Source organism: Streptomyces laculatispora, assembly GCF_017353455.1.
Classification (GTDB): domain Bacteria; phylum Actinomycetota; class Actinomycetes; order Streptomycetales; family Streptomycetaceae; genus Streptomyces; species Streptomyces laculatispora.
This window is the reverse complement of record NZ_JAFMPZ010000066.1, coordinates 1-21,717: the sequence shown is the minus strand read 5'-3', so window position 1 is coordinate 21,717 and position 21,717 is coordinate 1. Positions and strand designations below refer to the sequence as shown.

19 protein-coding genes are annotated in these 21,717 nt (G+C 71.1%); 8 read left to right on the top strand and 11 right to left on the bottom strand.

What is annotated here, in order from left to right; genetic code table 11:
• The first annotated feature begins 3 nt into the window (after window positions 1-3).
• Complete coding sequence (locus J1C73_RS03170) at window positions 4-1,218, top strand: acyl-CoA dehydrogenase family protein (protein WP_207314984.1); 1,215 nt, start codon at window positions 4-6, stop codon at window positions 1,216-1,218.
• 123 nt (window positions 1,219-1,341) lie between these two features.
• Here the strand turns inward: J1C73_RS03170 and J1C73_RS03165 are convergent, their stop codons facing one another.
• Window positions 1,342-2,595: a cytochrome P450 gene (locus J1C73_RS03165; protein WP_207314983.1), complete on the bottom strand. Its 1,254-nt coding sequence runs from the start codon at window positions 2,593-2,595 to the stop codon at window positions 1,342-1,344.
• A gap of 80 nt (window positions 2,596-2,675) precedes the next feature.
• On the opposite strand from J1C73_RS03165, the gene J1C73_RS03160 reads away from it, so the two are divergent.
• Both J1C73_RS03160 and J1C73_RS03155 read left to right on the top strand, forming a co-directional pair.
• Window positions 2,676-3,515 (top strand): hypothetical protein, encoded by an 840-nt coding sequence (locus J1C73_RS03160; protein WP_207314982.1) that lies wholly within the window; start codon window positions 2,676-2,678, stop codon window positions 3,513-3,515.
• A 55-nt stretch (window positions 3,516-3,570) separates the two neighbouring features.
• Window positions 3,571-5,643 carry an MDR family MFS transporter gene (locus J1C73_RS03155; protein ID WP_207314981.1) on the top strand — a complete coding sequence of 691 codons (2,073 nt, stop codon included), beginning with the start codon at window positions 3,571-3,573 and terminating at the stop codon, window positions 5,641-5,643.
• Between the two features lie 9 nt (window positions 5,644-5,652).
• Here the strand turns inward: J1C73_RS03155 and J1C73_RS03150 are convergent, their stop codons facing one another.
• The 4 genes from J1C73_RS03150 to J1C73_RS03135 form a co-directional block, all read right to left on the bottom strand.
• Window positions 5,653-6,108 (bottom strand): YchJ family protein, encoded by a 456-nt coding sequence (locus tag J1C73_RS03150; protein ID WP_207314980.1) that lies wholly within the window; start codon window positions 6,106-6,108, stop codon window positions 5,653-5,655.
• A gap of 49 nt (window positions 6,109-6,157) precedes the next feature.
• The gene (locus J1C73_RS03145; RefSeq protein ID WP_207314979.1) at window positions 6,158-6,967 is read right to left on the bottom strand and encodes an SAM-dependent methyltransferase; all 810 of its coding nucleotides are present in this window, start codon (window positions 6,965-6,967) and stop codon (window positions 6,158-6,160) included.
• Window positions 6,968-7,079: 112 nt separating this feature from the next.
• Complete coding sequence (locus J1C73_RS03140) at window positions 7,080-7,316, bottom strand: DUF397 domain-containing protein (RefSeq protein ID WP_123464329.1); 237 nt, start codon at window positions 7,314-7,316, stop codon at window positions 7,080-7,082.
• Window positions 7,316-8,176 (bottom strand): Sco1979 family transcriptional regulator, encoded by an 861-nt coding sequence (locus J1C73_RS03135; RefSeq protein ID WP_207314978.1) that lies wholly within the window; start codon window positions 8,174-8,176, stop codon window positions 7,316-7,318. Before J1C73_RS03135 ends, J1C73_RS03140 begins: the two co-directional genes overlap by 1 nt.
• Window positions 8,177-8,382: 206 nt before the next feature.
• On the opposite strand from J1C73_RS03135, the gene J1C73_RS03130 reads away from it, so the two are divergent.
• Window positions 8,383-8,841, top strand: a complete 459-nt coding sequence (locus J1C73_RS03130; protein ID WP_207314977.1) for an ATP-binding protein — start codon at window positions 8,383-8,385, stop codon at window positions 8,839-8,841.
• On the top strand, window positions 8,835-9,272 hold the full coding sequence (locus J1C73_RS03125) for a hypothetical protein (RefSeq protein ID WP_207314976.1): 438 nt from the start codon (window positions 8,835-8,837) through the stop codon (window positions 9,270-9,272). Before J1C73_RS03130 ends, J1C73_RS03125 begins: the two co-directional genes overlap by 7 nt.
• Window positions 9,273-9,337: 65 nt before the next feature.
• Here J1C73_RS03125 and J1C73_RS03120 read toward each other — a convergent pair whose 3' ends face one another.
• Genes J1C73_RS03120 through J1C73_RS03100 form a run of 5 tightly spaced genes read right to left on the bottom strand, consistent with a single transcriptional unit; the run spans window position 9,338 to window position 16,947 of the window.
• On the bottom strand, window positions 9,338-12,031 hold the full coding sequence (locus J1C73_RS03120; RefSeq protein ID WP_207314975.1) for a carbohydrate-binding protein: 2,694 nt from the start codon (window positions 12,029-12,031) through the stop codon (window positions 9,338-9,340).
• Window positions 12,028-13,797: a DUF2264 domain-containing protein gene (locus J1C73_RS03115; RefSeq protein ID WP_207314974.1), complete on the bottom strand. Its 1,770-nt coding sequence runs from the start codon at window positions 13,795-13,797 to the stop codon at window positions 12,028-12,030. Before J1C73_RS03115 ends, J1C73_RS03120 begins: the two co-directional genes overlap by 4 nt.
• A 5-nt stretch (window positions 13,798-13,802) precedes the next feature.
• Complete coding sequence (locus J1C73_RS03110; protein WP_207314973.1) at window positions 13,803-14,669, bottom strand: carbohydrate ABC transporter permease; 867 nt, start codon at window positions 14,667-14,669, stop codon at window positions 13,803-13,805.
• 26 nt (window positions 14,670-14,695) lie between these two features.
• Window positions 14,696-15,634 carry a carbohydrate ABC transporter permease gene (locus J1C73_RS03105; protein ID WP_242643640.1) on the bottom strand — a complete coding sequence of 313 codons (939 nt, stop codon included), beginning with the start codon at window positions 15,632-15,634 and terminating at the stop codon, window positions 14,696-14,698.
• Between the two features lie 8 nt (window positions 15,635-15,642).
• Complete coding sequence (locus J1C73_RS03100) at window positions 15,643-16,947, bottom strand: ABC transporter substrate-binding protein (protein ID WP_207314972.1); 1,305 nt, start codon at window positions 16,945-16,947, stop codon at window positions 15,643-15,645.
• 82 nt (window positions 16,948-17,029) lie between these two features.
• Between J1C73_RS03100 and J1C73_RS03095 the strand changes: the two genes are divergently transcribed.
• From J1C73_RS03095 to J1C73_RS03085, 3 genes are all read left to right on the top strand, one after another.
• Window positions 17,030-18,127 carry a LacI family DNA-binding transcriptional regulator gene (locus J1C73_RS03095; RefSeq protein ID WP_207314971.1) on the top strand — a complete coding sequence of 366 codons (1,098 nt, stop codon included), beginning with the start codon at window positions 17,030-17,032 and terminating at the stop codon, window positions 18,125-18,127.
• A gap of 74 nt (window positions 18,128-18,201) precedes the next feature.
• Window positions 18,202-19,221 carry a hydroxyacid dehydrogenase gene (locus tag J1C73_RS03090; protein WP_207314970.1) on the top strand — a complete coding sequence of 340 codons (1,020 nt, stop codon included), beginning with the start codon at window positions 18,202-18,204 and terminating at the stop codon, window positions 19,219-19,221.
• Window positions 19,218-20,234, top strand: a complete 1,017-nt coding sequence (locus J1C73_RS03085; RefSeq protein WP_207314969.1) for a YehQ C-terminal OB-fold domain-containing protein — start codon at window positions 19,218-19,220, stop codon at window positions 20,232-20,234. The genes J1C73_RS03090 and J1C73_RS03085 overlap by 4 nt, the downstream gene beginning before the upstream one ends.
• Window positions 20,235-20,322: 88 nt before the next feature.
• On the opposite strand, the gene J1C73_RS03080 is transcribed toward J1C73_RS03085, so the two are convergent.
• Entirely contained in the window at window positions 20,323-21,663 is a 1,341-nt protein-coding gene (locus J1C73_RS03080) for a 6-phospho-beta-glucosidase (protein WP_207314968.1), read from the bottom strand.
• Window positions 21,664-21,717: the final 54 nt, after the last annotated feature.

Below are 21,717 nucleotides of genomic sequence, written 5' to 3'. Positions count from 1 at the left end.
CCGATGAGCTACTTCTCCCTCGCCCTCACCGAGGAGCAGCAGGACCTCCGCAACTGGGTGCACGGCTTCGCCGCCCAGGTGGTGCGCCCGGCAGCCGCCGAATGGGACGCCCGCGAGGAGACCCCCTGGCCGGTCATCCAGGAAGCGGCCCGGATCGGCCTGTACGGGTTCGAGTCGCTGGCCGACATGTACGGCGACCCCACAGGGCTCTCCCTCCAGATAGCCAACGAGGAACTGTTCTGGGGCGATGCCGGAATCGGCATGGCACTCTTCGGCACCTCCCTCGCCGTGGCCGGGATCTTCGCCTCCGGCACACCGGACCAGCTCGCCGAGTGGGTTCCGCAGTGCTATGGCGACGAGGACGACCCCAAGGTGGCGGCGTTCTGCGTCTCCGAACCACAGGCCGGTTCGGATGTCTCCGCCATGGCCACGAAGGCCCGTTACGACGAGGCCGCGGACGAGTGGGTGCTCTCCGGCCAGAAGGCGTGGATCACCAACGGCGGGATCGCCGGGATCCATGTGGTCGTCGCCTCGGTCGACCCGGCGCTCGGCGCCCGCGGGCAGGCCGCGTTCATCGTGCCGCCCGCCACGAAGGGCCTGGAGGCGGGCCGCACCATCAAGAAGCTCGGCCTGCGCGCCTCGCACACAGCGGACGTCTTTCTGGACGACGTCCGGGTCCCGGGGCACTGTCTGCTCGGCGGAAAGGAGAAGCTGGACGCCCGGCTCGCCCGCGCCCGCGAGGGCGGCAACGCCAAGGGGCAGGCGGCGATGGCGACCTTCGAGGTCAGCCGCCCCACCGTCGGCGCCCAGGCGCTGGGCATCGCGCGCGCGGCGTACGAGTACGCGCTGGAGTACGCCGGACAGCGCGAGGCGTTCGGCCGTCCCATCATCGAGAACCAGTCGATCGCCTTCGCGCTGGCCGACATCCGTACCGAGATCGAGTCCGTGCGGCTGCTGATCTGGCAGGCCGCCTGGATGGCCCGCAACGACCGGACCTTCGACGCGGGGCAGGGTTCCATGTCCAAGCTGCGCGCCGGTGAACTCGCCGTGTCCGCAACGGAGAAGGCCGTGCAGATCCTCGGCGGCGCCGGGTACAGCCGGGAGCATCCGGTCGAGCGGATGTACCGCGACGCCAAGATCTACACGATCCTCGAGGGGACCAGCGAGATCCAGCGCCTGGTCATCGCGCGGGCGATCTCGGGGCGCCACATCCGCTGAGCCGGTGCGGGGCGCCCGTACGGACGCCGTCCGTGCGCCACGGGTCCACGGACGACATCCGCACCCGTATCGGCCGGCCTCCCCGTCGGGCGGCGGCCCGGCGATCCGTGCCGCCGCCCCGGTTCAGCCCGCGACCGGGGTGAACCGCACCGGCAGCGACCGCGGCCCCCGGGTGAAGACGCCCTGCTCGGACGGGGTGAATCCGTCCGCGAGCCGCACGTCGGGCATCGCGTCCAGCAACTGGTTCACCCCGGTCTCCACCTCGGCCCTGGCCAGCAGCGCGCCGACACAGAAGTGCCTGCCCAGGGCGAACGCCAGATGATCGGCCGCCGCGGAGAACGCCGTGGTGCTCGTCAGGTCCGTGCGGAAGATGTCGAACCGGTCCGGATCGCGGTACCGGGACGCGTCCCGGTTGGCCGAGCCGATCAGGCAGGTGACGGTCGACCCCGCGGGCACCCGGCCGCCGCCGAGCTCCACCTCGGTGGCGGTCTGGCGCATGATCATGTGCACCGGCGGGGTGAAGCGCAGCGTCTCGGCGAAGGCCCGGTCGATGAGGCCGCGGTCCTCCCGTACGGCCGCGAGCTGCTCGGGGTGGGTCAGCAGGTTGGCGAAGATCGAGGCGATGGCCTTGTCGGTGGTCTCGCCGCCCGCGGCCAGCAGCAGGCTGCAGAAGGCCTTGATGTCCTCGTCACTCATCCGTACGCCGTCGACCTCGGCCGCGCAGAGGGCGGAGAGCAGATCGTCGCCGGGTGCGGCCCGGCGCTGCTGGATGACCGGGATCATGTACGCGGCGAATTCCTGCCGGGTCCGCTCGCCGGCCGCCGCCACCTCCGGGTCGCCCGCGAGGTTGCCGAGGAAGGCGATGACGGTGGTGTACCAGCCGTGGAAACGGTCGTGGTCCGCCTTGTCCAGGCCGAGCATGTCCGCGATGACCAGGACGGGGAGGCGGGTCGCGAACGCGTCGACGAGATCGGCCGTGCCGGTGTGCCGGAAGGTGTCGACCAGCTCGCGGGAGTTGCGCTCGATGACCGGGAGGAACTTCTCCTGGAGGTCGGTGCCCCGGAAGGCCGGGGCGACCAGGGCCCGGCGCACGGCGTGCTCACGGCCGCTGAGCTGGAGGATGGTCCTGCCGTGAACGGGTTCGATCTGCCAGTCGTAGTTGTCGGTGGTGAATTCCCCCGCCTTGTCCTTGAAGACCCGTTCGACGTCCTCGTAGCGGGAGACGATGTAGCTGTTCGTGGCCTCGTGCCTGATCAACGGGGCGCTCTCGCGCATGGTCCGGTAGGCCCCGTAGGGATCTGCGGCGAAGGCGGACGAGAGAATGTCGGGCGCGGGCGGCTCTTGCGAGGCGAGCGACTCTTGCGGGGCAGACGTCATGACGCTCCAGGGTCGTTGACGGGCAACGCCGCCCAGGTTATTGACCACCCGTCCGCTCATACACCCCTTGGGGGAACACCATGGCCGCCGGCTCGCGCCCGTCCGTCCTCTTCGTCACCGACCTCGCCTACGAGGCCCGCGGGCGCCGCTACTGCGCCGAGGACATCTTCCTGACCTCACGGCTGCGCGAGGACTTCGACACGGCACTCTGCCACCCGCGCGACGCCGCCGCCCTGCTGGACGGCTTCGACATGGCCGTCATACGCAACAGCGGCCCGGTGCTGCACTACCAGGAGGCGTACGACGCCTTCTGCGCACGGGCCCGGGAACTGGACGCACGGGTCTACAACCCGCTGACCGGCCGGGGTGACATGGCCGGCAAGCAGTACCTGGTCGACCTGAGCCGCGCCGGGTACCCGGTGATCCCCACCGTGGACCGGGTGGCGGACCTGGGGCTGCTGCCCCGGGCCGACGGCTATGTGATCAAGCCGAAGCTGGGCGCGGACTCGGTGGGGCTGCGTTTCGTGCGGACCCCCGAGCTGTCCGCCGAGCTGTCCAGCGAGACGGACGGGACCCAGCTGATCCAGCCGCGGATCGACTTCCGCTACGAGGTGTCCTTCTACTTCGTCGACCACGACTTCCAGTACGCGCTGCACGCGCCGCACCCGGAGCGGCGGTGGGTGCTGGAGCCGTACGGGGCGAGTGCGGCGGATCTGGAGTTCGCCCGGTCCTTCGTGGAGTGGAACACCCTCGACCACGGCATCCAGCGGGTCGACGCGTGCCGGACGGCTGACGGCGAACTGCTGCTCGTCGAGCTGGAGGACCTCAATCCGTACCTCTCGCTGGACCGGGTGGCAGAACCGGTGCGGGAGGCGTTCGTGACCCGGATGAAGGCGTCACTGCGGGATCTGCCGGCCTGACACGTCCGGCCCTCCACCGCATGCGGGTGGCACGGCGCGGTGTGAGGGTGCAAGCGTGACCACTGCCAGCGAGACCGTCCCCGCCGGGCAGAGTGCCGCCGCACCGCCGCTGCTCGATCCGCGCCGCCGCAACATCGTCTTCGCCACGATCGTGCTGGGCATTCTGCTGGCCGCGCTGGACCAGACGATCGTGGGTACGGCACTGCCCACGATCGTCTCGGACCTGGGGGGCGCCGCCCATATGTCGTGGGTGGTCACGGCGTACCTGCTCGCGGAGACGGTGGCGACGGTCCTGGTCGGGAAGTTCGGCGACCTGTTCGGCCGGAAGATCGTCTTCCAGCTCTCGGCGATCATCTTCATCACCGGTTCGTTCCTCTGCGGCCTCGCGACGAACATGACGCTGCTGATCGTGTGGCGCGGTCTCCAGGGCATCGGCGCGGGCGGGCTGATGGTCACCTCGATGGCGCTGATCGCCGATGTGATCCCGCTGCGCGACCGCGGCAAGTACCAGGGTGCGATCGGCGCGGTGTTCGGCATCTCCACCGTCATCGGCCCCTTGCTGGGCGGACTCTTCACCGACCATCTGACCTGGCGCTGGGCGTTCTACGTCAATGTGCCGATCGCGATCGTGGTGGTCATCGCCGCGGCCCGCACCATTCCGTCCGTCAAGGCAGTGGGACGCCCGGTCATCGACTACCTGGGCATCGCGATGGTCACGGTCGGGGCGAGCTCGCTGATCCTGGCGACGAGCTGGGGCGGCAACCAGTACGCCTGGGGATCGCCCGTCATCATCGGCCTGTTCGCCCTCGGGCTGGCCGCGCTCGCGATGTTCTGCTTCGTCGAGTTCCGGGCGAAGGAACCGATGCTGCCGATGCGGCTGTTCGGGAACCCGGTCTTCACGGTCTGCTCGATCCTCAGCTTCATCGTGGGATTCGCGATGCTCGGCGCGATGATCTTCCTGCCGACGTATCTGCAGTACGTGGACGGGAACTCGGCGACCCTTTCGGGCGTCCGGACGCTGCCGATGGTCCTCGGCCTGCTGGTCGCGTCGATCTTCAGCGGCAATGTGGTCAGCAAGACCGGCCGCTACCGGATCTTCCCCATCGTGGGCTCGCTGGTCATGGCGGTCGGTCTGTACCTGCTCTCCCGGATGGGCCCGCACAGCGGGGTGTGGCTGGAGTCGCTGTACATGCTGGTGCTCGGGCTCGGCATCGGCCTGTCCATGCAGGTGCTGACGATCGCCGTGCAGAACACCGTCGACTACGCGGACCTGGGCACGGCGACCTCGGGCGTGACGTTCTTCCGGACGCTCGGCAGCGCGTTCGGCACCGCGGTGTTCGGGACCATCTACGCCAACGCTCTCGGCCCCAATCTCAAGGACGGCATCGCGGCGGCGACGCGGGCGGGCGGGAACCCGGCGGTGCTGGCGAAGGCGTCGCAGAGCCCGGAGGGCCTGCACTCGCTGCCCGGCGCGCAGTCGGCGCCGCTGGCCCAGGCGTACGCCGACACCCTGCACACGGTGTTCCTGTGGACCGTGCCGGTCGCGCTGGTCGGATTCGTCGTGGCGCTGTTCCTGAAGGAGGTGAAGCTGCGCGACACGGTGCGGGCCGGCTCGACCGACATGGGCGAGGGCTTCGCCTCACCGAGCGCCGGGGACTCGGCCCGGCTGCTCGAGTTCTCGGTGGCCAAGGTCCTGCGCCGGGTCGACCCGGACACGGCCCGGCGGATCATCGCCGAATCGGACACCCGGCTCGATATGGCGGGGGCCTGGGCGGTGATGCAGGTCGAGCTGTTCACCCGGATGGTCGGCCACGCGGGGCTCCGGCTGATCGCCGCCCGGCACCGGATTCCGCCGGAGGTACTGGTGCCCGCCTTCGACCGGATGATCGAGGAGGGCTATCTCACCGGGGACGGTCACCTGTTCGCGCACACCGAGGCCGGGAGCAGGGAGGCAGCGACCATCACGAACGCCTGGGCGACGTGGCTCAACGAACAGCTGGGCCAGGACGGCGAGCGCCCGGACGACGCGCGCCTGCGCGCCGCGGTCGACGTCATCGCCAAGCGGCTGCTGGCGGAGGACCTCGCGCAGGAGCTGTCCCCGGCGGCCCCGGCCGGCGCGCCGGTCTGAGCCGGGCGGTCAGTCGGCGAAGACCGCCGACTCGTAGACCCAGGCGCCCTCGTGCCGGACGAAGCGGCTCTTCTCGTGGAGCGAGTCGGCGCGGCCGTTGTCCTTGAAGTGGGCCCGGAAGGTGACGGTGCCCGTGGTGTGGAAGGCGCTGCCCTCGGTCGTCCCCAGGATCTCCAGACGCTCCCAGCGCACCCCCGGATCGAGGTCGAGGACGGCGGGCCGGGTGCCGGGGTGCCAGGTGCGCAGCAGATACGCGGCGTCCCGGACGGCGAAGGCGGCGTACCGCGAGCGCATCAGCGCCTCACAGGTCGGCGCGGCGGCCCCGGCGCGCAGATTTCCGCAGCACGCGCCGTACTCGGCGGGCAGCCCGCACGGACAGGGCGATGCTGCGGTGATCTCGGCCGCGGAAGCGGTGCGGGCGCTCGCGGCGGACGGGCGCCGGGGGCGTGAGGTGCGTCGGGACATGGGTCCATTGTGGCCTGCGGCGGCGCATTGCCGTCCCGGCGGGCCGCCCTCAGGGCTTGCGGGCCACGCCCGCGTACCCCGGGATCGGCTCGTCGCCCGGGACATCGACCACCTCGCCGAGCTCCGGATGCCAGTCGGCGGCGAGGGAGACCCCGGGGGCGATGAGGTCGAGGCCGTGGAAGAAGACGGTGAGTTCGGCGTGGGTGCGCAGGCGCAGGGTCATGCCGCGGGCCTTGTACAGGGCGGCCGCCTGGGCCGCGCCGTCCGGGTCGAAGTCGCCCGTGGTGTGCGAGAGGATCAGGTAACTGCCGGGCGCGAGCTGGTCGACCAGGCGGTCCACCAGCTCGGCGGCGCCGTCCTCGTCGTCCAGGAAGTGCAGCAGGGCCAGCAGCGAGAGGGCGATCGGCCTGTCGAAGTCGAGGACCCGGCCGGCCGCCTCCAGGATGGCCTCGGGCCTGCGGGCGTCGGCCTGGATGTACTCGGTGGCGCCTTCCGGGGTGGAGCGCAGCAGTGCCGCCGCGTGCGCGAGAACGATGGGGTCGTTGTCGCAGTAGACGACCCGGGCGTCCGGCGCGGTCTGCTGGGCGATCTGGTGGAGGTTGGGCTCGGTGGGTATGCCGGTGCCGATGTCGAGGAACTGCCGGATGCCGTTCTCCACGAGCCACCGGGTGGCGCGGTGCATGAACGCCCGGTTGACCCGTGCCATGTCGCGGCCCCGGGAGTCCAGGGCCAGCAGTTGCCGGGCCATCTGCTCGTCGACCGGGTAGTTGTCCTTGCCGCCGAGGAACCAGTCGTACATCCGCGCGGGGTGCGGCTTGCTGGTGTCGATCTCGAGGGCGGGGGGCTCGTGTCCGGTCATGGCGCGCTCCTTGGGTCCGTGGGACGGCGGCAGGAAGAACGAAGAGGGTGAGCGGCGGGCCGGGCCCCGGGCCGCCCCCGGGTCAGGTCAGGTCAGGTCAGGTCAGGTCAGGTCAGGTCAGCAGGAAGTCCGCCTGACCGGCTTTGGCTCCCTGGATGAAGGCGGCGATCTCGCGGTGGCTGTAGATCAGGGCGGGGCCGTCCGGGTCCGCGGACTGGCGCATGGCGATTCTTCCGTCGGACAGCTTCATGGCCTCCACACAATTGCCGCCGTTGCCGCCGCTCCACGGCTTGTACCAGCCCTCGGAGCCGAGTTCGGCGGCCGGCATGCCGTTGTATATGGGTGTCATCACAGCTCCTTGCGGAAGTCCCGGAGGATTTCCTTCGTGCGTTGTGCAGTCGCGGCCTGGGCCGCCATGCGGTCCATGACCTCGAGGTAGGAGGCCACCTCGGGGCGCGCGTCGAAGTAGACGGCCCCGGTCAGGTACTCGCTGTAGACCATGTCGGGGAGCTCGGGGACGCCGAACCGGAAGAGTACGAACGGCCCGTAGGTGCCCGGGTGATGGCCGGTCGAGAACTCCGCGATCTGGAGGGTCACATGGGGCATCGTGGTCGCTTCGAGCAACTGGTCGATCTGGGCGCGCATGGCCTGCGGGCTGCCCACCGGGCGGCGCAGCACCGTCTCGTCCATCACGACCCACAGCCGCGGGGCGTCCGGCCGGGTGAGCAGGGACTGGCGCTGCATCCGCAGTGCCACATGGCGCTCGATGTCCTCCGGCCTGGTCTGGCCGACCGCTCCGGTACGCATCACCGAGCGCGCGTAGTCCTCGGTCTGCAGCAGTCCGGGGACGAAGTGCGGCTCGTACATGCGCAGCAGGCTCGCGGCGCCCTCCAGGCTGACGTACATGCTGAACCAGTCGGGCAGCACGTCGTGGAACCGCTGCCACCAGCCCGGCTTGTTGGCCTCCTCGGCGAGGACGACGAAGGCGTCGGCCTCCTCCTCGGAGATCCCGTAGGCCTTCAGGAGGAGTTGCACATAGGCGATCTTGAGAGCGACCTCGGCGGTCTCCAGCCTGCGTATCGTCGCGGGCGCGACGCGCAGCACCTTGGCAGCCTGGTCCCGGCTCAGGCCGACCCGTTCCCGCAGATCCTGCAGGCGCTTGCCGAGAACGACCTGACCCACGGTCGGGGCGGACCGCGGTTCACTCACTTCAGACCTCCCCATGCGCTGTTTGCCAGCAGTGTGCCATGCGCGTGCCATCAAAGACACAGCCACTCTGGAAATTTCAGAGTGCCCCTTGCCAAGTGTTCACGACAGGGGGAGAGTTGGCGAGTGAACCAGTTCACTAGTCACCATCGCCCCCTTTGACAGAGGATCGCGATGCGTGACGCAGCCCCCACTGTGAGGATTCGGTCGTGGCACCTGGCAGTGCGCTCATCCCCCGGCTCATGGACCTCTGCCCCGGGACGGAAGCGCTCCGGTACTGCTTCGCGCTGCCCGCGCGCCCGGAGTCGGTGGCCGGTGCCCGGCAGCTGACCCGGGCCCGGCTGGACGAGTGGCGGCTGGACGGCGACGCACACGACGCGGCGATCCTCATCGTGTCCGAACTGGTCACCAACGCGGTGGTGCACACCGCCAGCTCTCGCGTCGTGTGCGAGCTGCGCTGCCTCGACCGGCGGCTGCGCATAGCCGTACAGGACCAAGGACACCAGCCCGGCGGGCCGCGGCTGGGCCGCGGCGCCGATGACGAGCACGGACGCGGCCTGCTGCTCGTCGACGCGATGTGCAGCTCCTGGGGGTCCCGCGACGCCGGGGGCGGCTCGGGCCGCATCGTCTGGGCAGAACTGCCGCACGGCTCGGAGCACTCATGCTGAAGAACGCCATGTCCCATCTCCTCGGAACCCGCCGCCCCCGTGAGCTGGGCCGCCCCGGCGGCGGCCGCGTGCAACTGCCGCTTCCCTCTGCCCTTTCGGCGACCCTGGGCTGCGACGCGGTGGGGGTGCCGGCGCGGTACGGCTTCCGGCTGATGTCTCATCTGCCGCGCACCGGCTGCGTCTTCGACGACGGGGAGCGCTGGTGGTGGATCGTCCCGTCGGGCTCCGACCTCGATCTGGACTGGCCCGCGCAGGCCGCCTACGCACGAGGGGCCTGCGTCCCCGCGGTCCGGCCCCGGCTGATCCACCAGCCCGACAGCCGTACGCCGTACACGCCGCCCATCCCGCTCTACCTGATGGTCTGCCAGGTGACCGGCGTGACGCCCTCCTGGGCTTCCACCGGTGGCCCGCGTGTCCCCTCCGCCCCCTGACCGGGGTACGGACGTGCGGGTGGGGGCCGGGACATCGGACGATGTCCCGGCCCCCACCCGCGTACTCACCTGCCAAACGTCAGCCAGTCGACGGCCGCGGTCTTCGCGCCGCCTGCGGCGACGACGTACACGTCGTGCGAACCGGTGACGGTGTGCGGCAGCTTCGCCGACTGCTCCTGCCAGGTGTCGGCGCCGCCGGTCGCCCTCACCGGCAGCACACCCACGATCCGGCCCTTCGGGCTGTCCAGCCGCACCTGGAGCACACCGGTCACGCCCCGGCCCGGCGCCGCGACGCGGACGGTCATCCGGTCCGCGCCCGCACCGAACTGGACCCTGCGGAAGCCGAAGCGGTCACCTGAGCCCAGCAGCCCGGTGGCGGCGTCGCCCCGGGTGGTGCCCAGGACATCGGTGGCCAGTTCGGCCTGGAGCGTCCCGGCGGCGTCCGGCCCGTCCGCGTAGAGACGGATCTCGTTCACACCCCATTCGGTGTCGCCCGGTGCGGTGAGGGTGATCCGCAGATAGCGGACGGTGGCGGGCGCGAAGACTGCCTCCTGGGTGAAGGAACGGCCGCTCACCTCGGCGACCGGCTTGTCCCACCGCTTGCCGTCACGGCTGGTCGCGACGGTGAACCCGGACGGGTGCCCGGTGGCGTCGAGACCCGCGTCGAGGGCCAGCCGGCCGACGGTCTTCGGTGCGCTCAGGTCGACGGTGAGCGACTGGCCCGGGGCCTGGAGTCCGGCGGACTTCCACTGGGTGGTCTGGATGCCGTCCACGGCCGCGGAGGCGTCCGAGCCGTCGGACCCGGTGGCGGTCCAGCCGTCGTTGCGGACCCGGGTCTGGCAGCCGGGCAGGTCGCAGCCCGCCGACCAGATCGCGTCACCGTACTCGTAGGCGCCCTGGTCGGGGCCCGCGCCCCGCACCTCGGTGGTCACCCCGTCGACGGTCTCCCCCGCGTCGATGGCGGGCGAGCCGGCGCGCAGCCACAGTTCGCCGTTGCGGGTGTCGGTGTAGCCGGGGTCGGTGGGCGGGAGCAGGTTGCTGCGCACGACGGGTCCCGGGTTCCCGGGGCCGGAGATCTCCGTCTTGGTCATCCCGACGATGTTGCTGACGTACGTCCCGGTGGCGTCGGTGGCACCCGAGAGGCGGACCGAGGCGCCGGTGATGCCCTGGCCGTACGAGGAGTGGTGGTCGCGGTTGCCGAGGCTGACGCCGCTGTGGCCGTTGAAGAAGGTGCCCCGGGTGCCGGTGTTGTACGCGACGTTGTGGTGGAGCAGGAAGTTCCCGGAGGAGTTGTCGATGTAGTAGCCGACCTGGCCGTCGTCGTCATGGACGGTGTTGTGGTCCACACTGGTGCCGGTCGCGTCCAGGTTGCAGCAGACGTAGAACGGGCTGCCGTCGCGGGAGGTCCGCATCGCCTCGGAGAGGTCGTTGTAGGCGATCTCGTTGTTGTGGAACGGCACCCCGTTGAGCTGCCACGACACGTCGATGCTGCCCCGCCCGGTGCGGCGGACGGTGTTGTGGGTGACTGTGTGGTCGCTGCCGTTGATCTCGATGCCGGGGGTGTAGCTGCCCATCCAGCCGATGTCGTGGATATAGGTGTTGGTGACCGTGTTGCCGCTGCCGCGCACCAGGACGCCGGTGCCGGCGGAGTAGCCGATCTCGCTGTCACGCAGGGTGTTTCCGGTACCGAGGATCTGGATGCCGGAGTCCAGGATCCGGGAGACGACGATGTGGCCCTCGCCCGGTTCGATGGCGAGTTCGTCGTCGGCGGGCATCGGGAGCGTCGAGTACTCGGAGACGTAACGGGCGTTCAGGTCCTCGACGAGGACGCCGGTGCTGTTCTTGCCGGTGCGCAGCGAGGTGCCCCACAGGTCGAGGCCGCGCACGGTGACGTAGGAGCTGCCACTGAGGTCGATGCCCCAGGAGCGTTGCTTGGCGGTGACGGTGTGGCCCCGCATACCACCCTTGGGCGGCACGAGGTACAGGGTCTTCGCGGCCTTGTCGTAGTACCACTCGCCGGGCTGGTCGAGGGCTGCCCTGGCTCCCACCAGATAGTAGTTGCGGTAGTTCTTGTCGCCCATGCAGAGCGGGTCGCAGCGGTAGTTGCCGCCCTTGAAGTCGAGGGCGCCCGTGGCGGTGGAGGTGACCGTTCCGGTCTGCTGGCTCCAGGGGTTGGAGCCGGCCCACAGATGGACGGTGGCTCCGGTGAAGTCCCCGGCGGGCAGGGCCGGGTCGTCGATGTGCTGGTCGGTGGAGGTCTTCTCGGCGACGGCCCAGGTCGGATTGAGCGGGTCGGTGCCGGAGTTGGGCCAGCGGCCCTCCATGGCGCGGTCGCCGTCGAGGAAGAGGGCGTTCTCGCTCGTGTCGAGCGGCAGATCGGTCCTCGTCGAGACGAGGCCGTCGCCCGCGTCCTGCCAGCCGGAGACCGTGTCCGTGCCGTCGACGGTCACCGTGCCGTCGCCGTACGCGGCGAAGGTGACCGGCGCGTCCTTGCGGCCGGCCGGCGGGGTGACCTGCTCGCGGTAGGTGCCCCGGTGGATCAGGCAGCTGTCGCCGGGGCGTACGAGTTCGGCGCAGCGCGAGATCGTGCGCAGCGGGTGCCGCGCACTGCCTGCGGACCGGTCGGATCCCCAGGTCGCGACCTCGTACGTCCTGCCGTGGGTGGCGGCGGTGGCCGCCGGTGCCAGGGCCAGGGGCAGTGCGATCAGTGCGGCAGCCGCGGCGGCCACCAGGGATGTCGGACTGAGAACCGGTCTCATGTACTGCCTCCGGTGTTCGGTGGTGCGGGTGGGCGGTTCCATGCGGTCTCGCCGTCCGGTCCGGGCTCGGCGCCGAGGACCGCGCACCTCAGCCAGTGCTCGCCGGGCGGGAGTTCGCCGGTGAGCATGGGCAGCATGGTGCGGCGGGCGATCACATTGGTGCCGGGCAGGCAGTCGACGATCTGCCCGGTGCGGCGGCCGTCGGTGTCGATCAGGCCGGTGAGTCCGGCGGAGCCGGTGGCGCGGGCGCGGCCGGGGCCCGTCTGGCGGGTGGGTCCCGGCGGGGGCGCGGAGTCGCGGTCGACGGCGAAGGCGCCCTCCGCGGTGTGCAGCGGGCGGGCGGTGCGGACGCGGTGGACGCGCGACTGCCAGGGCGGGGCGGCGGTGAGCCAGGTGGTGACCTCGACGTCGGGCCACGGGTGCCAGGTGGAGCGCACGGTGTCGTCGGTGACCTGGTGGGCGCCCGGCTCCTCGCGCACCCGGTAGTGAACGCCGCCGTCGTCGCTGAGGGCCAGCATCGAGTCGTACGCCCCCTGCTCCAGTCCGACCGGTCCGGCGGGCAGGCTGAAGCCGAACCGTGAGGAGTACGCGAACTTGGCGTACTTCTCGGCCCCGTGGCGGACCCAGGAGTGGTGCTGGCGGCCGGCGAGCAGGGTGACGTCACCGCCGGAGCGCATCAGGACGGCGCCCGCGTGCGGCTGGGGCGAGACGGCGGGCAGGGCGGGGGCGCTGCGTTCGGCGGCGGTCCAGAACCGGTGGCCGGCGGGCAGCGCGAGCGGCAGGAACGTCTTCATCGCCCAGTACGGGGAGCCGGGGGCGTTGTACTGCTCGGCGAGCGCGGGCTGCGGATAGGCGTAGCCGATGGAGAGGAGTCCGCCGGGCGCGGCGTCGGGGCGCTGCTGCCACCAGCGCAGATGACGCATCAGATGTCCCTTGACCACTCCCCAGGGCAGGGCCTCGACGCCGGCGTACGGGAGGGCGGACCAGAACGCGGCGTGCGCGAAGCGGTAGGTGAGGGAGCGGCCGTAGGGGACGGCGGCGCCGTCGTCGGCGAACCAGTGCTGGAAGTCCTGGGCGAACAGGGCCGCCCGCATCCGGAAGCGCACGGCCCGTTCGGGGTCGCGGTGTCCGGCGAGGGCCGCGTAGAGCAGTCCGTAGAAGTGCATCGCCCACGGCACGTAGTAGTCGCGGCGTTCGGTGGGGCCGTCGGAGTACCAGCCGTCGCCGCAGGCGAAGGTCTCCAGCCGGTCCAGGCAGGTGCTGACCCGCTCGCGGTCGTACGGGACGCCGACGCGGTCGAGCCCGAGGCCGATCAGGACGGGGAAGAAGAGCCAGTTGTTGTCGGTGACCGGGCAGGACATGCCGGTGGTGAGCCAGTGGGCCACCCGCGCGCGCTCCGGTTCGGTCAGGGGTTCCCAGAGCCGGTCGGGGGCGAGCGCGAGGGCGAATCCGATGGCGGCCATCTCCACGATCCGCTGGTTGTGCGGTCCGGGCGGGCCCCAGTACTCGGGGTGGCCGGGGTCGGTGCCGGCCGCCAGTCCGCGTACCCAGTACTCCCAGTGCGCGAAGTGCCCGCCGCCCGCGGCGAGCGGGGCGAGGCCCCACAGCGGGCGGGCGAACGCCTCCAGCTCGGCGGCCGGGTCGTCGTGGATGGCGGTGTTGACGCCCAGGCGGAGCCGGGCACGGCCGGGGCTGAAGTGCGGGAGGAGGGGTTCGGCGAGGGTACGCACGTACTCCTGGAGCTCCGCACGGCTGTCATCGGTCATCCGCCTCAGCCCTTCTCCGCGCCGGCGAGCAGTCCCGTGCGCAGGAAGCGCTGGGCGAACAGGAAGGCGACGAGCGTGGGTACGCAGGCGACGAGTCCGGCCAGGGCCGCTTCCGGCTGGTGGATGTCGAGGTCGCTGAATCCGCTGGAGGCGTTGACCGCGCCGGTCGACTGGAGCAGCGACATCAGGCCGAGCTGAAGGGTGAAGGTCCGGTCGTCGGCGAGCATCACGAACGGCAGGAAGAAGTCGGTCCAGGTCCGGGTGAAGGAGAAGAAGGCGATCAGCCCGATGGCCGGCTTGGCGAGCGGGATGCCGATCGACCAGAACAGCCGCAGCTCTCCCGCCCCGTCGACCCGGCCGGCGTCCAGCAGGCTGTCCGGGAGGTTGGCGGCGAAGTGCAGATAGGCGAGGTAGACGCCGAACGGGTAGAAGGAGAGCGGCAGGATCACCGAGGCGGGGGTGCCGGTGAGGCCGAAGGCGTTCATCTCCAGGTAGAGCGGGAGGACGAGGGCGGCCGGCGGCAGGATCATGCAGACGATGGAGAGCGTCAGCAGCAGCTTGCGCCCGCCGAAGACGTGTTTGGCCAGGACGTATCCGGCCGGTACGCAGAGCACCAGGGACAGCGCGACGCTGGCCGCGGTGTAGAAGACCGAGTTGCCGATCCACAGCGTGATCTGGCCGTCGTTGTAGCTCATCAGGTGGTCCCAGGCACTGCCCACGTTGCCCAGTGAGCCGAAGCCGAGCGAGGACCCGGTGGTGAGGTCGTCGGCGGTACGGGTCGGAGCGAGGACCAGCCACAGCAGCGGGAGTCCGAAGAAGACGGCGGCGCCGAGGAGGAACAGCAGCCGTGCGGAGCGGGATACGGCGTTCATCGGGCTCGGACGCCTCTCACGTGTGATCACCGGTGGTCCGTTTCGTACATGCGGGTGCGGCTGATGACGATCCAGGCGGCCAGCAGACCGACCGCGAGCATGGCCAGGGAGAGGGCGGCGGCCTTGCCGAAGTCCCCTTCCTGGGTCGCGTAGTTGTACGCGAGCTGGTTGACCGACCAGGTGGGGCTGATCTGTCCGGGGGCGCCGGTGGTCAGCACGGTCGGTTCGACGAAGACCTGACTGCCGGCGGCGAAGCTGGAGATGAGGACGAAGGCGACGTAGCTGCGGACCATGGGCAGCTTGATGTGCCAGGTGGTCCGCCAGGTGGAGGCGCCGTCGACCTGGGCCGCCTCCATGACGTCCTTGGGCAGGGCGTTCAGCGCCCCGTACAGGACGATGATCCAGCCGCCCGCGTGGACGGCGACGCCCATCACCGTGAGGACGGAGATCAGGCTCCGGCCGGAGAGGGCGTCGGTGGCGCTGCTGATGTCGAACAGGTCGAGAACCGGGCTGAACGGGCTGGCGTCGGGGCTGACCATGAACAGCCACAGCAGCGCGGCGGCGGAGCCGGTGACGGCGCCCGGCAGGTAGTAGACGAACTGCATCGTGGAGGAGAACCGGCCCGGCTTCACATGCAGGGTCAGCGCGAGCGACAGCACCAGCAGGACGAGGATCGGCAGCCACAGCAGGAGGTACATCCCGACGTGCGCCGCGGAGTCGGCGAGCCGGTAGTCCTCGAAGACCCCGGTCCAGTTGCGGATGCCGGCGAATGAGCCGTCGTGGGTGAAGGACGTCCAGAGCGCGTAGCCGGCCGGGGCGACGCCGAAGAGGACGAGGAAGAGCGTGTAGGGGCAGATCAGACCCCAGGCCGCCAGCGACCGGGCCCGCTTCATGGGGCTTCGCCGCTGCGGGGCGGGCGTGGTGGTGGTGGCGGCGGCTGCCGGCCGCCTGGCGGTGAGGGTCATGGGGCGGCTCATTCGACGGTGTAGTTGCTGGTCTTCGCGGCCTGCTCCAGCCGCTTCTGCCAGCTGCCGAGGGAGTCCTTGAGCGACTTCCCGTCTCCTGCCGCGGCGCCGAGGGTGTCGTTGAAGCTGCTCTGCCACTCGGCCTCGTAGCGGACGGCGCCGAAGCCGGGACGCAGGTTGGCTGCCGCCTCCGTGAGGACCGGCACGGGGTTGGCCGCGTAGTAGGTGTCCTTCGCCTTCGCCTTGCCCCATTCGGTGGCGGCGGCGGTGAAGGCGGGGTACGTGGGCTGCTTGGCCTGCAGGGGGACGTCGGTGGTCAGCCAGGTCACCAGGTCGGTGGCCGCCTTCGCCCGCTTGCCCGCGTGCTTCGACACGACGTACGCGCCGCCGCCCACCTGGCCCGCGGCGGACTTGGACTCGCCCTTCCAGAGGGGCATCCGCGCGGCCGCGATCCGGCCTTCGGGCACCTTGAAGGACGGTTCGAACATGAAGTCGCCGAACCAGGCCGGGCCGGGCAGCATCAGGATCTTGTCGTCGGCGCCGAGCTTGGCGAAGGCCGGTTCGGTCGGCACCACATTGGTGACGGCCTTCTTCTCGGTGAGCGGCTGCAGAACGTCGGCGACCCGGGTGCAGGTGTCGTCCCCGGTGTCGATGCGCACCTTGGTGAGGCTGAGGGTGTCGCGGGTGGGGCAGCCGCTGGAGCCGAAGTAGAGACCGGCACCGTACTTGCCGGCGACGGAGCCCACGATGGTGCCGGGGTGCTGGGCGGCCGCCTTCAGACCGACCTTCTGGTACTCCTCCCAGGTGGTGGGCACCTGGTAGCCGTACTTCTTCATCAGCTCGGAGTCGTACCAGAGGATGGCGGGCGCGATGTCGTTGCGCAGGCAGTACGTCTTGCCGTCGAAGGTGCAGGTGTCGAGTGCGCCGGGGGCGAAGCCGTCCAGGGTCTTCTTCGGGACGGCGGCGTCGAGCGGGGCCGCGTAGTCGAAGGGCTCGGCGGCCAGTGTGGCGGTCTCGGAGGGATTGGCCAGGAAGACCACGTCCGGCCAGCCGCGCTTGGTGCGGTTGGCGAGGGAGATCTTGGTGGGGACGTATCCCGCGTCCGGCGGGATCGTGACCACGCGGATCCTCTGGTCCGGGTGCGCCTTGGCATACTCCTTGGCAGCGGCGGTGCGGGTGTTGTCGACCCAGACGAGCAGCTCGTCGCTGTCTCCGCCCGAGCCGCCGCTGCCCGAGCCGCAGGCGGTGAGCAGCAGCGCGCCGCACACCGAAAGCGCCGCACGCGTCTTTGCGCCGGTACCCCATCGGTTCATCGAAGACCACCTCTGTGCCTGAAAATGAAGTTGCGATAGTTTTCGCAACAACGGATCGATCGAAACGTAGGAGAAACATCGGATGACGTCAACGGCTGGGGACGAATCAACGCGGAGCACTTTGGCAGAAATTGCCGGAGAGGCCGGAGTCTCGGTCTCGACCGTGTCCAAAGTTCTGCATGACAGATCCGATGTGTCATCGAAGACCCGGGCCAAGGTGCAGCGACTCCTCGAGCAGTACGGCTACCTGGCCCGGAACAGCCCGCCGACCTCCCAACTCCGGGGCGGGCTGATCGAGTTCGTGATCAACGAACTGGACAGCCCCTGGGCGGTCGAGCTGATCCGGGGCGCCGAGGAGGCGCTGCACGGCGTCGGCATGGGCATGGTGGTGTCGGCGACGCACGGCCGCACGAAACTGGCCCGGCAGTGGCTGGACTCGCTGGCCACCCGTCCGACCCGGGGCGCGATCCTGGTGGTGCCCGAGCTGACCGGCGAGCAGCACGAGGAACTGCGCCGACTGGCCCTCCCGTTCGCCCTGGTCGCCCCGATCGAGGAGCCGGCCCCGGGGGTGCCATGGGTGGGCGCCACCAACTGGCCCGGCGGCTTCGCCGCCACCCGCCACCTGATCGAGCTGGGCCACCGGCGCGTCGCGATCATCAGCGGCCCGGCCCGCCGGCTGACCTCGCGAGCCCGGGTGGGCGGCTACCGGTCGGCCCTGGAGGAGGCCGGGCTGCCCTTCGACGAGGAGCTGGTGCGCTACGGCGACTTCACCCACGGCCTGGCCCACCAGCACGCCCTGGACCTGCTGCGGCTCCCGGACCGGCCGACCGCGATCTTCGCCGGGAGCGACCACCAGGCACTGGGGACCTACCGGGCCGCGGCCTCGCTCGGGCTGCGCGTGCCGGAGGATCTGAGCGTGGTCGGCTTCGACGACCTGCCGTTCGCGGACTGGGTGACCCCGCGGCTGACGACCGTCCGCACCCCGCTCGCCGAGATGACCGCGCTGGCCGCCCGGATGGTGCTGCAGCTGATCGCCGGGGAGCAGCCGGAGACCACCAGGGTCGAGGTCGCCACGGAACTGGTCGTGCGCGAGAGCACCAGCCCGCCGTCGGCTGCGGCGGGCAGCGGCACACCCGCCGCTGAAGGGCCCACGCCCGGACAACTCGCCGGACCGGGTTGAATTTTCGAAGATTTTCGAAATAGTTGCTTCACTTCCCGGTGATCAACCGGCCTTCTGCCGATCGGAGCACTCCCGTGGCGCACGCCCGTCCCCCGGCGCTTCTCGCCCTCCACCGCCGCCATGTGCCGGAGGTCTTCCCTCCCGACGTGCTGGCGCGGCTGGCCGGACTCGTCGACATCGATGTCGATCCGCCCCTGGTCGCGGAACGGTTCGACGATCCGGCGGTACGGGAGGCGCTCGCCCGCGCCGAGGTGCTGATCACCGGCTGGGGCTGCCCACCCGTCGACGCGTCGGTGCTGGCCGCCGCACCGAGGCTGCGCGCCGTCGTCCACTCGGCGGGAACCGTCAAGTCGCTGGTGACGGAGGCCTGCTGGGAGCGGGGCATCGCGGTCTCCTCCGGCGCGGACACCAATGGGGTGCCGGTCGCCGAGTTCACCCTGGCGGCCGTCCTGTTCGCCGGGAAAGGAGTGTTCGCCGCCCGGGAACGGCTGCGCGCGGAGCGCGGTGCGACCTCGCCGTACGACCTCGGCAACGGGATCGGCAACTTCCGGCGCCGGGTCGGCATCATCGGGGCCTCACGGATCGGCCGGCGGGTCATCGAACTCCTGCGGCCGTTCGACCTGGAGGTGTGGCTCAGCGATCCCTACGTCGACGAGGCGTCGGCGCGGTCCCTGGGGGTGCGACCGGCCGGTCTCGACGAACTCCTCTCCGGATGCGACGTGGTCAGCCTGCACGCCCCGGCCATCCCCGAGACCTACCGGATGCTGGACCGTGCACGGCTCGGGCTGCTGCCCGACGGGGCGGTGCTCATCAACACCGCGCGCGGGGCACTGATCGACACGGCGGCGCTGACGGACGAGGTGGCGAGCGGCCGGATCACCGCCGTACTCGATGTCACCGATCCGGAGCCGTTGCCTCCGGATTCTCCTCTGCTGGATCTGCCGGGCGCCTTCCTGACGCCGCATCTGGCGGGCTCGCTCGGCAACGAGCTCCAGCGGCTGGGCAGTGCGGCGGCCGACGAGGTGGAACGCCTGGTCACCGGAGTTCCGTTCGCCCGCGCGGTGCACAGGGAGGAGCTTGCGCACAGCGGTTGACCTGCCCTTTCACTCGTTCCCGCACCCTGGTCACGCTGCGTTGCCAGTGGTCGGTCCTACTGGAACCGTGGACGGCCGTCGAGGGCCAGGAGCTCACCGGGCACCGGCTGACGGGGCGTCGGCTGCTGTCCACCACCCTCGGCAGTCCGGCCACCGGCAGCCTGGTCAGCGAAAGCGTCCGGCGCACCGCCGGACGCGCCCTGACGATCACCAGGGGCCGCCTCGGCACCACCGGCATCACTCCGGTCGGCGCCGCCTGGAGGGAGCTGCCCGCGCCCTTGCTCATCAGCGATCTGTCCGCGCTCACCGCGGCCGGGGAAGGGCGGCCGCCCCGGCTGATCCGGCCCCGCGTCGAGGCGGAGTCGGTCGGGGTGGTCGCGCTGTCCGAGGTCGCAGAGGTGGGCTACGACGCGGGCGAACAACGGCTGGAGGTCATGGTGCGGGATGCGTCGGGGACGCCCGCGGTGCTGACGTCGGAGTACCGGCCTGAGTGCCCGGGTGCGCTGGACGCGCCGGCCGACGCGCTCGCGCGGGGTGCCACGCATGTCAGCGGATCCGTGGTCCGTGCGGGCGGCGGAATCCGGATCGACCCGATCGCGGTGCTCACCGCGGACGGGGTGACCGTGCCCGGCCTGGCGCCGGGCGACGGTGCCACCGCACTGGCCGCCGCGGCGCGGCGGACACCCGAGCCGCTGACGGCCGCGCTGGACGAGGCGATATCGGCGCCGGCCGCGCTGGCCCACAGCGGTCTCCGGCAGGCCTCCGGTGCTTCGCGTACCCGGATCGACGAGGCGGCGACCGCCCTGTCGCGGACCGGGCTGACGCGTGCGTCGGCCCTGCTGCGGGCCGTAATGCGCGCGCTGGAGTACGGTGGCGGCCTCGCACCCACCGCGCGGGGTGACACCCCGTCGGCCGGTGGCTCGCCGGGCGGTGACCCCCGGACCGGTGCCTGGCCGGCGGCGCAGCTCCATCTCCTGGTCAGCAGCGAACTCCTGGCCGCCGAGGGCCTCTGACCCGGCACGGGTCCCGGACCGTGCGGTCACCCCGCAGCGGCACAACAGCCGCACAGCGGCGGCCCGGACGCATCTCCCGTGAGCGGCGCTACGTCAGATAGGAAAGACCCGGGTGGACCCCGGTGTAGCCGTCGACCAGGCGACGGGCGACCGAGACCGAGTCGACCAGTGGATGCAGGGCGAACGCCCGGACGGCGTCGGCGCGCGAACCGCTCGCCGCCGCGTCCAGCACCGCGCGTTCGACGGCCTTCACCGAGGTGACCAGGCCGACGGCGTGATACGGGAGCGGGTCGACGGCGACCGGTTGGGCGCCGTTCGCGTCCACGAGGCACGGCACCTCGATGACGGCGTCCGCGTCGAGCACCGAAAGGGTGGTGCGGTTGCGGACGTTGAGGATCAGGGAGGTCCGTTCGTTCCGGGCGACGGCCCGCATGAGGGCCAGCGCGACCTGCTCGTAGCCGCCGGAGTCGAGATCGCTCTCGTCGCGCTCGCCGGCCCCCGCGACATCCCGGTTCTCCGACATGTAGGTCGCCTCGCGCTCCGCGCGGGTGCGGTCCCAGGTGGCCAGCGCGGGAGTGTCCGGGTTCTTCATCCGGCCGTAGAAGCCCTCCTGCTGTTCGCGGAGGAAGGCGCCCCGGGTCTGCTCCGCCTCCTGGTAGGCGCGGACCGCCTCGCGGTTGAAGTAGTAGTAGTGCAGGTACTCGTTGGGAATCGCGCCCAGGGACCGCAGCCAGTCGGCGCCGAAGAGCCTGCCCTCCTCGAACGAGCCGAGCAGCTCCGGGTCGGCCAACAGACGCGGCAGTTCGTCCCGGCCCTCGACGTACAGCCCGCGCACCCAGCCGAGGTGGTTGAGGCCGACGTAGTCGACCCGGGCCCGGTCGGGGTCCGCGCCGAGCACCCGGGCAATCCGGCGGCCGAGGCCGACCGGCGAGTCGCAGATGCCGATGACGCGGTCGCCGAGGTGCCGGGACATGGCCTCGGTGACCAGGCCGGCGGGGTTGGTGAAGTTGATGACCCAGGCGTGCGGGGCAAGCCGGGCGATGCGCCGGGCCAGGTCGACCGCGACCGGCACGGTGCGCAGACCGTAGGCGATTCCGCCCGCGCCGACGGTCTCCTGGCCGAGCACGCCTTCGTCGAGGGCCACCCGTTCGTCGGCGGCCCGGCCCGCGAGCCCGCCGACCCGGATCGCCGAGAAGACGAAGTCGGCGCCGCGCAACGCCTCGTCGAGCTCGTTGGTGGCGACGACGGCCGGCGCGTCCGCGATGCCCTCGGCCTGCTCGGTGAGCACCCGGGCGACAGCGGTGAGCCGGTCGGCGTCGGTGTCGTAGAGGGTGACCGCGGAGACCCGCCCCTCGGCGTGGTCGGCGAGCAGCGCCCCGTACACCAGAGGAACCCGGAACCCGCCGCCACCCAGAATTGTCAGCTTCACGCTTCCGCATGGTACGTGGGGCACCGCGCACGGCTCCGCGCGACGGGCCGGTAC

Bases quoted from the DNA above. Each gene is read 5' to 3' on its own strand.
- J1C73_RS03120 (WP_207314975.1), bottom strand. From the start codon at position 12,031: ATGAGACCGGTTCTCAGTCCGACATCCCTGGTGGCCGCCGCGGCTGCC.
- J1C73_RS03105 (WP_242643640.1), bottom strand. From the start codon at position 15,634: ATGACCCTCACCGCCAGGCGGCCGGCAGCCGCCGCCACCACCACCACG.
- J1C73_RS03150 (WP_207314980.1), bottom strand. From the start codon at position 6,108: ATGTCCCGACGCACCTCACGCCCCCGGCGCCCGTCCGCCGCGAGCGCC.
- J1C73_RS03125 (WP_207314976.1), top strand. From the start codon at position 8,835: ATGCTGAAGAACGCCATGTCCCATCTCCTCGGAACCCGCCGCCCCCGT.
- J1C73_RS03140 (WP_123464329.1), bottom strand. From the start codon at position 7,316: ATGACACCCATATACAACGGCATGCCGGCCGCCGAACTCGGCTCCGAG.
- J1C73_RS03160 (WP_207314982.1), top strand. From the start codon at position 2,676: ATGGCCGCCGGCTCGCGCCCGTCCGTCCTCTTCGTCACCGACCTCGCC.
- J1C73_RS03115 (WP_207314974.1), bottom strand. From the start codon at position 13,797: ATGACCGATGACAGCCGTGCGGAGCTCCAGGAGTACGTGCGTACCCTC.
- J1C73_RS03145 (WP_207314979.1), bottom strand. From the start codon at position 6,967: ATGACCGGACACGAGCCCCCCGCCCTCGAGATCGACACCAGCAAGCCG.
- J1C73_RS03095 (WP_207314971.1), top strand. From the start codon at position 17,030: ATGACGTCAACGGCTGGGGACGAATCAACGCGGAGCACTTTGGCAGAA.
- J1C73_RS03110 (WP_207314973.1), bottom strand. From the start codon at position 14,669: ATGAACGCCGTATCCCGCTCCGCACGGCTGCTGTTCCTCCTCGGCGCC.
- J1C73_RS03165 (WP_207314983.1), bottom strand. From the start codon at position 2,595: ATGACGTCTGCCCCGCAAGAGTCGCTCGCCTCGCAAGAGCCGCCCGCG.
- J1C73_RS03170 (WP_207314984.1), top strand. From the start codon at position 4: ATGAGCTACTTCTCCCTCGCCCTCACCGAGGAGCAGCAGGACCTCCGC.
- J1C73_RS03100 (WP_207314972.1), bottom strand. From the start codon at position 16,947: ATGAACCGATGGGGTACCGGCGCAAAGACGCGTGCGGCGCTTTCGGTG.